This window comes from Achromobacter sp. FW305-C-13 (genome assembly GCF_058783475.1).
In genome coordinates this window covers 598,068-609,597 of record NZ_JBYSYN010000002.1, presented here as the reverse complement: position 1 = coordinate 609,597, position 11,530 = coordinate 598,068, and the positions used below count along the sequence as shown (strand labels likewise).

The 11,530-nt window shown below is 65.4% G+C and carries 8 protein-coding genes and 1 tRNA gene; 4 read left to right on the top strand and 5 right to left on the bottom strand.

The window, feature by feature from the left end; translation table 11 throughout:
- Window positions 1–87: 87 nt before the first annotated feature.
- Window positions 88–1,425, bottom strand: a complete 1,338-nt coding sequence (locus AC3WMU_RS14330) for a DKNYY domain-containing protein (protein WP_492282548.1) — start codon at window positions 1,423–1,425, stop codon at window positions 88–90.
- Window positions 1,426–1,653: 228 nt separating this feature from the next.
- Here AC3WMU_RS14330 and AC3WMU_RS14325 point away from each other — a divergent pair, with 228 nt between their 5' ends.
- The 4 genes from AC3WMU_RS14325 (at window position 1,654) to AC3WMU_RS14310 (ending at window position 5,233) form a co-directional block, all read left to right on the top strand.
- Window positions 1,654–3,042: a uracil-xanthine permease family protein gene (locus tag AC3WMU_RS14325; protein WP_492282547.1), complete on the top strand. Its 1,389-nt coding sequence runs from the start codon at window positions 1,654–1,656 to the stop codon at window positions 3,040–3,042.
- A 164-nt stretch (window positions 3,043–3,206) separates the two neighbouring features.
- Window positions 3,207–3,291: transfer RNA gene (locus AC3WMU_RS14320), tRNA-Leu, on the top strand.
- A 138-nt stretch (window positions 3,292–3,429) separates the two neighbouring features.
- A complete protein-coding gene (locus AC3WMU_RS14315) occupies window positions 3,430–4,677 on the top strand; it encodes a hypothetical protein (RefSeq protein WP_492282546.1) in 1,248 nt (415 codons plus the stop codon).
- A gap of 88 nt (window positions 4,678–4,765) precedes the next feature.
- Window positions 4,766–5,233, top strand: a complete 468-nt coding sequence (locus AC3WMU_RS14310; RefSeq protein WP_006222422.1) for a MarR family winged helix-turn-helix transcriptional regulator — start codon at window positions 4,766–4,768, stop codon at window positions 5,231–5,233.
- Window positions 5,234–5,306: 73 nt separating this feature from the next.
- Here AC3WMU_RS14310 and AC3WMU_RS14305 read toward each other — a convergent pair whose 3' ends face one another.
- From AC3WMU_RS14305 to AC3WMU_RS14290, 4 genes are all read right to left on the bottom strand, one after another.
- Window positions 5,307–6,623, bottom strand: a complete 1,317-nt coding sequence (locus tag AC3WMU_RS14305; protein ID WP_035212280.1) for an MFS transporter — start codon at window positions 6,621–6,623, stop codon at window positions 5,307–5,309.
- Window positions 6,624–6,685: 62 nt separating this feature from the next.
- The gene (locus tag AC3WMU_RS14300) at window positions 6,686–9,703 is read right to left on the bottom strand and encodes a c-type cytochrome (RefSeq protein ID WP_492282545.1); all 3,018 of its coding nucleotides are present in this window, start codon (window positions 9,701–9,703) and stop codon (window positions 6,686–6,688) included.
- Complete coding sequence (locus AC3WMU_RS14295; RefSeq protein ID WP_035212282.1) at window positions 9,700–10,221, bottom strand: (2Fe-2S)-binding protein; 522 nt, start codon at window positions 10,219–10,221, stop codon at window positions 9,700–9,702. Before AC3WMU_RS14295 ends, AC3WMU_RS14300 begins: the two co-directional genes overlap by 4 nt.
- A gap of 112 nt (window positions 10,222–10,333) precedes the next feature.
- Window positions 10,334–11,491, bottom strand: a complete 1,158-nt coding sequence (locus AC3WMU_RS14290; RefSeq protein ID WP_006222426.1) for an FAD-dependent monooxygenase — start codon at window positions 11,489–11,491, stop codon at window positions 10,334–10,336.
- Window positions 11,492–11,530: the final 39 nt, after the last annotated feature.

Sequence of the window (11,530 nt, the reverse complement as noted above, 5' to 3'; positions counted from 1 at the left end):
AACAATACGGGTGCCGGGGCGGCAATGCTGCGCGGCATCCCGGAAACCCTACTGTTGTGGGGGCTATCGGGCACTTTTCAAGACGGGTCAAAACCACGACAGGAACCCTCGATACCGGACCTTCGCCTCCAGCACCTCGTCGCTAGCCGGCGCCGCCAGCTTTCCGGCCCGGATCAGTTTGCGGATATCGTCCATCCGGATATCCAACGTCTTCTGCGAGCGCAGCAGGAAATCCGCCGTTTCGCGATCCATGATCCGGTAAATGGGGCTGAAGACCAGTTGGCTGCTGCCCGTCTGATCCAGGTAATACCGCTGGTCGCCGTTCTGCCAGACCGAACCGAATTGGTGATACACGTCGCCCAGCTTTTTCCATTCGCCGCCCGGTGCGTCCTTCAAGCGCTTGATCAGCGTCGAGCGGGAAATCAGCCCGCCGCCGCCCCGGGAAGAACTCCAGGATTCCGCCCCCTTCAAAAGCAGCACCTGCTTGCCGTCCGAAAACACAAAAGGCGACAGCGCCGTAAACCCGCCAGAGGCGAACGGATCATCGCCCGCCCGCTCCATCCGCCGCTTTTGGCCGTTATAGAAATAAATGCCGTCGCGACCGGCAAACAGCGCCTGGTTCACGTGCTGCCCGTCCTCGCTAAGCAGCCGGTACGGCGCGTGCGCCGCATCAAAGGCGTGGGTACCCACGTACACCATGCCGTCGCGCGAGTCATAGAGATAGGGCTCGCGATCCAGGTCTCCGACCATGAACGCACGCAGTCCGGGATCGTCCGACAGGGGCAGCAACGCTTCACGGAAATAGACCCGGCGCCCGTCGCCAAAGAAGTCGTCGCTTAGCAGCTCCCTGCCATCACGGGACGCGGGCAACCGCCGCAACGTATCCGGATTGGCTTGCGGCACTTCATTGCCGCGGTAGAACACCTTTGCCCCATCGGTCGCCAGGTCACGGTCCAGCAGCGCCCGATAAGGCTGCGCGCTGGCGGGCAGGGCTTTGAAGGGGTACAGGTAATTCTGCGGCTTGGTGCCGCGCCCCAACCCGAAGAGGATCGTCTGCCAGACCTCGGTCACGGGGCCTAATTCGGGGTTCACCACGGAAAACAGCGAGCAGTAATAAGTCGTCGACCCATCGCCGAAATAGCTGTTGCCCAGGTATTGCGTGGACGCCGGCAACATGCCCGGCAGGATCCGGTTGCCGCAATACACGTGACGGGCGTCTTTTGCGGCTTGGCGGCCGTCGTAGACCGGCGTGTCGAACGGCTTGAAGCCTGCCGGGTCCGCCTCGTCCATCCGGTAATAGCCGTTGCTGGGCACGGCGGCATAGACCGCGCCCTGATAACGCTTGTAGATACTGGCCCGATACGATTCGCCCTTGTCGGCCGCCGCATACGGATCATCGTCCAGCACGAATATCAGCAGGGACATCGGCAAACCGGCGATGACCAAAGCCAAGGCAATCCCGATCCATCTAGTGCGTTTCTGCATCAATATCCGGCCCGGCGGGCTCTCGGCGACATTCGGTTGGCGGCCCGAAATTCTATCAAGCAGGCGTGCCCCCAACGCCGGGCCCATGCCGCCCCCGGGCGGGCCGGGGCCTTCCCCGCTAAAATCCCGCACTTTCCCCTCCTACCCCCACCTGGCCGGCCTCCCGCCATGCAACCCGCCTCCCTCTCCCAACCCGCCCCCCATAGCGCCACCGACGACGCGCCCAGCCATGACCTGGTCTACGGCCCCGACGATCGCCCCGCGCCTCCCGTCGCCTTCGTCGCCGCGCTTCAGCACCTGCTGGCCATCCTGGTCCCCATCGTCACCCCTGGCCTCTTGATCTGCCAGGCGCTTGGCGTCAGCAGCCGCGACACCACGCTGATCGTGTCGATGTCGCTGGTCATCTCCGGCATCGCCACCTACGTGCAGTGCAAGCGCTTCGGCCCGCTGGGCGCAGGCCTGCTCATCGTGCAGGGCACCAGCTTCAACTTCGTCGGACCGCTGATCGCGGGCGGCTCGGTCATGGTCAAGCAGGGCACCCCGGTCGAAGCCGTCATGGCCGCGATCTTCGGCGTCGTCATCGCCGGCTCGTTCGTCGAGATGGGCATCAGCCGCATCCTGCCCTTCGTCAAACGCCTGATCACCCCGCTCGTCACCGGCATCGTCGTGCTGCTGATCGGCCTGACGCTCATCAAGGTCGGCCTGATCAGCATGGGCGGCGGCTTCGGCGCCATGGCCAACGGCACCTTCGCCAGCGCAGAAAACCTGACGCTGTCGGGCCTGGTGCTGGGCACCATCATCCTGCTGAACCGCGTGCCGGTCGTCTGGATCCGCAGCACCGCGCTCGTCCTGGCGCTGGCCGTCGGCTACATCGCCGCCGCCTCCATGGGCCGCCTGGACTTCACCGGCGCCCGCGAAGCCGCGCTCTTCCAGATCCCCGTGCCGCTGCACTTCGGCCTGGGCTTCTCGTGGGCGCTGTTCGTGCCGATGCTGATCATCTACCTGATCACGTCCCTGGAAGCCATCGGCGACGTCACCGCCACCAGCAAGGTGTCCAAGCAGCCCGTCGAAGGCCCGCTGTGGATGCAGCGCATCAAGGGCGGCGTCCTGGTGAACGGCGCGAACTCGCTCCTGGCCGGCGTGTTCAACACCTTCCCCAGCTCGGTCTTCGCGCAGAACAACGGCGTGATCCAGCTGACCGGCATCGCCAGCCGCCACGTCGGCGTCTGGATCGCCGGCATGCTGATCCTGCTGGGCCTGTTCCCGGGCGTGGCGGGCGTGCTGCAAGCCGTGCCGGAACCCGTCCTGGGCGGCGCCGCCATGGTCATGTTCGGCGCCGTGGCCGCCTCCGGCATCAACATCCTGGCCGGCATCCACCTGGACCGCCGCGCCCTGCTGATCATTGCCGTGTCCCTGGCCCTGGGCCTGGGCGTGTCGCAAGTGCCGGAAATCCTGTCGCACCTGCCGCATGCGGTCAAAAGCGTGCTGGAGTCGGGCGTGGCCACCGGTGGCATCTGCGCCCTGGTGATGAACTGGTTCTTGCCCGAAAAGAAGTAAGTGTTGGAAGGGGCCGATCCGGGTTGCCGCCTGCGGGCAGCGCCCGGAATTGGCCCGGTCAGACGGCCCCAATACGGGGCCGCCTGACAATTTATGAAAGTCCGCATATAATCGCTGTCTTCGTTCTCCCGCAGCCGTCATTTGGACGTGTTCGCGACCCCCTTGCCCGGGTGGTGAAATTGGTAGACGCAGGGGACTCAAAATCCCCCGCCGCAAGGCGTGCCGGTTCGATTCCGGCCCCGGGCACCATCAAATAGCTTTCAGCATGCACGTCGCTGGAAGACCTCGCAGTCCAAACCCCGCCTCGGGGACATCCTCATCGTCGTGTCAGGTACAGTTCCGGTACCGTAATGTGGCGCATGCCCCAGACATTCCGCACCCCGCGCGATGACGACAAAAACCTACCGGCACTACCTCTTCGGCATCATTATCTCGATCGCGTTGGCGGGCTGGCTTGCCGCGCTTGGCATCATCGCCGTGGCCTCCCCGAACCTGGGCTGGGGCATCGTGGCCTTGATCACGGCGGCGATCTGGGTGGGGGTGCCGCTAGCGATCGTGCTGGTGATCACCTGGTTTGCCTACATGGCGCGCGACCGCGGGCAGGTGCCCGGACGCGTGCACGCGGTGCTTTTCCTGCCGACCTTGGCGGCCTTGATGATTTATCCCATCAGCGAATCCATCGAGCAGGGAAAGTACGATTCGTTCAGCGCCGCCCATCCGCCCATTGCCGAGACGCATGTGAATCTGAGCGGCAAGGACTTGTGGATCGATACCAAGCCGTATGCCAGCACTTCTTCGGGTACGGGCCCGGAGATGCCGCTCGCGGCTAGCGAACCCGCCCGGTTCGCGCCGTTCATCCGCTATCCCAACCCGCAAGCGGACGCCAGCGCGCCCGGCACGTTTCCTTATACGGGCGCGCGTTTGAACGACAAGCTGGAACGCTACACCTATCGTGTTGCGTCCGGTGAAACCGGGGATTCGCTACCGTTGACCCGTCTGCCCTACCCCGACGTATCGCCGTTCTTTCCGATCCTTGGCAAGAAGGAAGCGACGATGCTCAGGCATCTCTATTTCCACTATCCCGACCACGTGGAAGTTGCACCCGCGCTGCAACGCCTGGCGGGCATGACCGAGCAACAGCTGGACGGCAAAAAGCTGAAAGGGCTGGTGTTGTTCAAGGCCCAGAACTACACGCCGAACGGGATTGCTCGGCTGGAGATCAATGGGCGAACGCTGGACGTCGGTGACCGCGCACTCGCGTCGGTTGCGCCGCTACCCGCAACCTGCCACGACTTCGCGTACCCGGTGGGCGGAGCGTTCCTGGATCTGGACCAACCGCTGACCGTGCGTTGGCAGACGGTTGATGCGCCGCAGGCCTGGCAGACGGCGACCTTGCAAGTTCCAGCCTTCCGGCAGCCTCGGCCTATGGACGGGGAATCGACGCTGTTGCGTGTCCAGCTATATTTCCTGCCGGATGGCAGCGTCGAGGGCGAACGTTTTGTCGAGGTCCGGCAGTCTCGCAATCAACTGGCCATACGCGCGACGGGCGTCCCGACGCGGGCGGCCGCTTATGCCGGCTGCGGCGGCGCATTCAGTGCGTTCAATCCGCAAACGGTGAAGCTGCTGGCGGACTAACTTTCGGTTCAAACGAAACCCACCGCCGCTCAAACCGTGTACCGTTGACAAAAGTCATGATATTCACCGCAGCACTTCAGATAGGCTTATGCGCAATATGAAAGGCAAGTCCTCGTCCACGAAGGATGGCTATTTGTTTTCTGATCAGATAGGTCACCTGCTGCGGCGGGTCTATCAGCGGCATACCGCCCTATTCCAGCAATACATACCCGACTCCCAACTCACCGCCGCGCAGTTCGTCGTGCTGTGTTCGGTGCGGGACAATGGCGCGAGCTCGTTGGCTGATCTGGTCAAGGCCACGGTCATCGACCAGGCCACCGTGCGCGGCGTGGTTGACCGGTTGAAGCAGCGCGAACTGGTCCAGGTGGACCACGACCCGATCGACCGCCGCAAGGTCGTCATCAATCTGACGCCTATCGGGCAGGAACTGGTTGCCCAGATGGAACCGTTTGCCAAGCAGATCACCGAGAGCACGTACGGCAACCTGAACCCCGCCGAACGCCTGGCGCTGGATTTCCTGCTGACCAAAATGCTGAACGGCGACGAACAGGCATAAGGCCCGCTGGTCGCCGTTCGTCGCCGTTGGTCATTCTGCCTGGCAATCAACCAGGCGATCCATCAACCGTAGATCACTCCAGCGCGCGGTTGCGCGACTCCACGTCCACCGACCAGATGGCGACGGCGCCCGCCACCAGCATGCTGGACAGCACGACGAGCGACAGCGTGAAGTGGCTGGTCATGATGGGCGCGATGATGGCCGGCGCAAACAGGCCGCCGAAGCGTGCCACCGCCCCCGCCATGCCCATGCCGCTGGCGCGCAGGTCGGTCGGGTAGACCTCGGGCGTGAACGCGTACAAGGCGCCCCACGTACCCAACAACGAGAAACTCATCAGCAAGGTGGAACCGATCACGACGGCCGGCGACGTACCCAGGCTGTACAGCATGCACCCTACCGCGCTCAGGATCAGGAAGCCGACCAGCGTGGGCTTGCGGCCCCAGCGTTCCACGCCATAGGCCGACAGCGCGAAGCCGGGCAACTGCACCAGCGCCAGCAACACCAGGAATTCCTGGCCGCGCATGAAGGCGAAACCTTCCGTGCTGAGCTTGACGGGCAGGTAGACGAAGACGCCGTAGTAAGCGATGGAGATCAGCGCCCATGCCAGGAACAGCCCGATGCTGCGGCGGCGGTAGCTGGCCGAGAACAACGCGAACATGGACTTGTGCACCGGCACTTCCGGCTGCAGATGGGGCAGATCGACGTCGCGGCGGTTGACCCGCGCCACGCGCTCCAGCACCTTGCGCGCCTGATCCGATTTGCCGTTGCGGTTCAAGTACATCGGCGACTCGGGTATGTAGAACCGCAGCACCACGCCGATCAAGGCGGGCAGCCCAGTCACGAAGAAGATCACGCGCCAGGCGTCATCGCCCCAGGACGTTGCGGCCAGCGCCAGCAGCGCCAGGAAAATGGTGCCCACGGCCCAGAACGATTCCAGCAGCACCAACCAGCGGCCGCGACGGTCGCTGGGCAGGAATTCCGCCATCATCGTGTAGTCCACAGGCAGCGTGCCGCCCACGCCGATGCCCGTCAGGAAACGCAGGAACAGCAACCACGTGAACTCCGGCGCGAAGGCCGATGCCACGCCGGCGCAGGCGTCGATGACCACGGCGATCATCAGGACCGGACGGCGCCCGATGCGATCGGCCATCCGGCCGAACACGAACGCGCCGATCAACATGCCGATAAAGAAGAACGTGCCGCTCTGCAATGCCTGCGGCACGGTGATGCCGAAGGTCTTGGCGATCGACGGCGCACTGAAACCGATCGACAGCACCTGCATGGCATCCGCCATCCAGACCAGGCCGAATATCACGAAGAGCCGATACTGGAACTTGCCGACACCTGCCACCTGGATGGCCTTGTCCACTGAAACCAATGAAGCTGACATAGATGAAAAACCCCTTGTTGTGATCAACACAAACTGCTGCACGCGTTGTGGCCGCGCTTCCTTTAGTTCAGCTCCGCGTGCTCGCGCAGCCTGCTAATCGTGTTCGTCGGGTCTGGCCAGGGGTCTTTGCCTGGCGCATGGCGTTCCCGCAAATAGCCCACCAAATCCGCGATCTGCCTGTCGTCCAGCGCGTCCTTGAACCCCGGCATGTAGCCCAGCTCGTCGTTGGCCGGGGTCTGGATGCCGTTGAGGATCACCTGGATCAGGTTGTCGGGCGTTGCGGCGTGCAAATTGGTGTTCGAGCTCAACAGGGGCTTCACGCCGAACAGCGTGGGGCCGCTGCCGGCTTCATGGCAGACGGCGCACGCGTTCTGATAGACGCGTTCGCCGTTCACGCGCCGGCCCTGGAGGGATTGAATCGTGGCCGCCGCCGGCACAGGTTGCGCGGCGGGTCTCGCTTCGGATTGCGATGCGGGAGCGGGAACGGGCGTCGGCGCCGGCATGGCGTCCGCGGGCTGCTTGGCGACCGTGGCACCCGCCGCTTGCGGCAGGTCCAGCAAATAGGTCGTGATGGCCTTCACGTCGCTGTCGGGCAGTTCGGCCAAGCCGTGGATCACCGGCGCCATCGGCCCGGCCGCCACGCCGTGGCGAGGCGAATATCCCGTGCGCAGATACTGGAACAGTTCGTCTGCCGTCCAGCCGCGCGCGCCGGTGGCCAGCTGGTTCAGGGCGGGCGCGGTCCAGCCCTCGGCCTCGCCGCCAGCCAGGTAGTGCTCGCCCGTCTTCTCCGCGCCCAGACGGTTGCGCGGCGAGTGGCAGGCCGTGCAGTGGCCGGCCCCCTGCACGAGATAGGCGCCGCGCAGCCATTGCGCGCTGCGCGACGGATCCGGCGTGAAAGGCGTAGCGTCGTGGAACAGCGCATTCCAGCCCGCCAACAGCGGACGGAAATTGAACGGGAATGCCAGCTGCGTCTTGGGGGGCTCGGCCCGCACGGCGGGCTGCGACATCAGATAGCCGTACAGCGCCTGCATGTCCGCATCGCTCAGCTTGGCGTACGCCGTGTACGGAAAGGCGGGATACAACTGCCGCCCGTCCTGGTGCACGCCTTGGCGCATGGCGCGCTCGAACGCGGTGTACGACCAGCGGCCAATGCCGGTGTCGTTGTCGGGCGTGATGTTGGTGGTGTAGATCGTGCCGAAGGGCGTATCCAACGCCAGTCCGCCCGCATTGGCTTTGCCGCCGGGCGCGGTGTGGCAGGCGACACAATCGCCCGCGGCCGCCACCAGGCGCCCGCGTTCGATGGCGCGCATTGAATACAGCGACACGTCAGGGCCGGCGGTCAGCGGCAGCGCCGGCTTCATCGGCCACAGCGCGGCGGCCATGCCGGCCAGCCCCGCCATGCCGGCGGCCAGCCACACCCAGCCGCGCGCCAAGGGATTGCGTGTACGCTCGCGCCGGCGGTCAGCCAGCGCCAACCGCAACTGCTCGGAATCAAACGGCACCTGCCGCAGGCGCACACCCGTTGCGTCCTGAATGGCATTGGCGATGGCGGCAGCGGCCGGTAGCGTTACGACGCCATCCAGACCCAGCTGCCCCTGCGTCACCAGACCGTCTTCGGCGGAATCCACGCCGGACAGGTCCTTGGCGCCTTCGCGTCGACTCAATGCGCCGGTCTGTTCATCCGCGGCGTTGATGGCGGGGCTTGACCAGTCATCGAATGCCCGCGGGCCCGCCAGCAGGCGGCGGGCGTTGGCCAGCAATCGCGGCGTCTGCTGCTCGATTTCGGGCAGGATCGGCGCGCGCTGCGTCGGATGCAGATGTTGGCTATCGTGGCCGGCGACCACGCGTGTCACGTCGACCTGACCGGTTTGGGGCTGGACGGTGACCTCCGCCACCCAGGCGCTCCATACCGTGCGGGCCGTACCGCTCTCGTCCACACACTGCACCTGCGCCGTGGCGAAGCCCGTGCCGCGCAACATGCCCAGGCGCGGCGCACCCTCGTCATCTGCCGCAGGCAACCCCGCCTGCTCCACGACCCGTTGCGCCAGCGCTCGGCCCTGGCCCTCGGGCAGGTGCTGCAACCGCCACGCCAGCGGATCTTCATCACGGGCCAGCGCCTGCTCATGCCAGAGGCTTTCCTGGGCGAACACCTGTGCCGCGTTCAGCTCGTCGACGCTGGCCCGTAGCGGGACGGATGCCTGCTTACCGGCCTGCACCGCTACGTCGCTGTGCACTGTCGGCTGCGCGGCCGCCCGCGCCTGCGCCGGCTGGCTCAACAGGCGCGCCAAGCTGGGGCGCATCGCCCAAGGCGCGTCGGCCGCAAATACGGTGGTCAAAGCCTGATTGCCATCAGCGCCGGGCGCCATCGCGGCCGGACTTGGAACGGGCTCGATCGAGTCTGCCGCTTGCGGCACGTACAGCACCAGTCCATCAGCCGCCTCGGTGTGGCAGGCCACGCAGACCGGCCGGCCGACCGATTGCGACAGCAACGCCGCATCGGCGGCCGCATCCATCAGATCCAGCGGATGCACCGCATCTAGTTGGTCGACGAGCGCGTCATCGGCGCCAACAACCATCAGCCGTATCGTAGCTTCGGGCTGTTGCAGCACGGCAGCCAGCTCGCGTCGCAGTATCTGTTGAACAGCCTGCGTGCAGGCCGGCAGCCACACGCTGGTATGCCCGTTCAGGCTCCATGCGGTGACTCGGGAGCCAGGGCTGGGGTCAACTGAAGGAAGCCGCAGGCCGTAGCGGACCTGATCCGCGTCGGGCGGGCCGGAACGCGGGGTCTCGACCGCATGGGCGGCTTGCCAAACGGGCGCGAGATCCGCCGCGGCCTGGCGGGCATATAGCGGCGATACCGCCACGACGCCCACGAAGTGCATGTGCTGCACCGTTGCCACCACGCCGGCCAGGGTTCGAACCTCGGCCAGGCGCACGCCCAGCAATTGGCTCCCGCGGTAACGCGTCCCGTCCCACGCCAGTTCAGGCGGACGCAGCGCAATGCCGTGCAACAGATCGGCGGGCAGCGCAGCCGGCAGGCCAGCGTTACCCGACGACGCCGCGCAAGCGTTCGCGCTCATCGGGCGGGCTCTTCCGTGACGGCAGCCGCGCGCAATTGCACGGCCCGCAACGCCGCCTGCATGATTTCCACATGCGTGCCGCAGCGGCACAGGTTGTGGTGCAGTTCGCTGCGCAGCGCTTGCTCGGTGGGGCAGGGATTGCGGCGCAATAGGGCCTCCACCGTCATGATCATTCCGTTCAGGCAATAGCCGCACTGCGCCGCCTGGCAGTCGATGAACGCCTGTTGCGTCGGCCCTGGCTGCTGCCGCGTGCCCAGCCCTTCCAGCGTGGTCACTGCCCGCCCCTGCGCCGCCCTGACCGGGATCACGCAAGACCGCGCCGCCACACCGTCGATCAGTACCGTGCACGCACCGCATTCGCCCAGTCCGCAGCCGTACTTCGGGCCGTTCAGCTCAAGGTCATTGCGCAGCACGTGCAGCAGCGCCGTATCGGGCGCTACCGGCACGTCGTACACGCCCCCATTGACCGTCAAACGGATCGGTGGCGGGGCGCTGCTTGGATTGACTGTGGATCCCATGGGCGTGGCGCGTGGCTACAGGTTGAAAGGGTGAAAGGTTGCCGTTACGCGGGCCAGGGATCAAGTCCCTTCTTTTGCCGGGGCCCCTTGTTGCCCGGCGTCGCGGCGCCCATCATGCTGCAGCCCGGGCTTTGGGTTCTACGAGCGGCTCGCTGAACACGTCGTAGCCGAAGCACCACGACGGGTCTTCATTGGTGCGTAACCAGGTGTTGTCGTGCGAAATGCGCTGCACCTTGCTCGCGCGTTCGGCGCGGTTCGCTTCGTACAGCGCAAACGCCAGTTCGTGATTATTCACGCCCACTTCCTTGAAGCACCGCGCCAGCATCGCGCCGTCTTCAATGGCCATGGCTGCGCCCTGCGCCATATGGGGCTTCATCGGATGGCAGGCGTCGCCCAGCAGCACCAGGCGGCCGCGGCTCCACAGCGGCAGCGGATCCCGCTCCAGCAATGACCACTTGGTTACCTCTACCGTGGCGTCGATCAGCGCCTGCACCGTGGGGTGCCACCCGCTGAAGGCCTCGCGCATTTCATCCTTGCTGCTGGGCAGCCAGCGGTCGTTCAAGTCCCAGTGCTCTACGGGCACGCCCGTGACGTAGTAGAGCTCGTCGGCCTTGCCGGTCACGAAGTAGGTCATCATGTGGCGATCATCGCTCCACCACTTCACGCAGGCATCGAAGGGCAACATGCCGCCCTTGACCTGCGGCGTCGGGAACACCGCGCGGTGCGCCAGATACCCCGCGTACTTCGGCAGTTCCGGCCCCAGCAATTCTTCGCGAATCCGCGAGTTCACGCCGTCGGCGCCGATGACGATGTCGGCCTCTTCCGACGTGCCGTCGGCAAAGTGCATCACCACCACGTCACCCCGGTCTTCCACCTTGGTCAACGACTTGTCGTAGACGACGGCGCTTTTCGGCAGGGCGTCGATCAGCAAGGCGTGGAAGTCGCCCCGATGCACCGTGAGATAGGACGCGCCGTAGTTTTTGACGGCGTAATCGCCCAGCGGAATCTGCGCCAGGATGTCGCCCGTTTGCCAGTGGCGGCTGTACCAGTAGTCGGGATGGGAGCCCTGGGCGTTCAGCGCGTCTTCCACGCCGATGCGACGCAGGATCTTCATGACGTTGGGCCCCACATGGATGCCGGCCCCTAGCCGCGAAAAACCCGGCGCCTGCTCATAGACGCGGACGTTCAGTCCTTCGTTGAGCAGCAGCGCGGCGGTTGCGGCGCCGCCAAGACCGGCGCCGACGATGGCGATACGGGGGGATGTAGACACGGGGCTTCTCCTTGCTGGATGGTGAATGACTGGATAAGT

Bases quoted from the DNA above. Each gene is read 5' to 3' on its own strand.
- AC3WMU_RS14330 (WP_492282548.1), bottom strand. From the start codon at position 1,425: ATGTCCCTGCTGATATTCGTGCTGGACGATGATCCGTATGCGGCGGCC.
- AC3WMU_RS14325 (WP_492282547.1), top strand. From the start codon at position 1,654: ATGCAACCCGCCTCCCTCTCCCAACCCGCCCCCCATAGCGCCACCGAC.
- AC3WMU_RS14315 (WP_492282546.1), top strand. From the start codon at position 3,430: ATGACGACAAAAACCTACCGGCACTACCTCTTCGGCATCATTATCTCG.
- AC3WMU_RS14310 (WP_006222422.1), top strand. From the start codon at position 4,766: ATGCGCAATATGAAAGGCAAGTCCTCGTCCACGAAGGATGGCTATTTG.
- AC3WMU_RS14305 (WP_035212280.1), bottom strand. From the start codon at position 6,623: ATGTCAGCTTCATTGGTTTCAGTGGACAAGGCCATCCAGGTGGCAGGT.
- AC3WMU_RS14300 (WP_492282545.1), bottom strand. From the start codon at position 9,703: ATGAGCGCGAACGCTTGCGCGGCGTCGTCGGGTAACGCTGGCCTGCCG.
- AC3WMU_RS14295 (WP_035212282.1), bottom strand. From the start codon at position 10,221: ATGGGATCCACAGTCAATCCAAGCAGCGCCCCGCCACCGATCCGTTTG.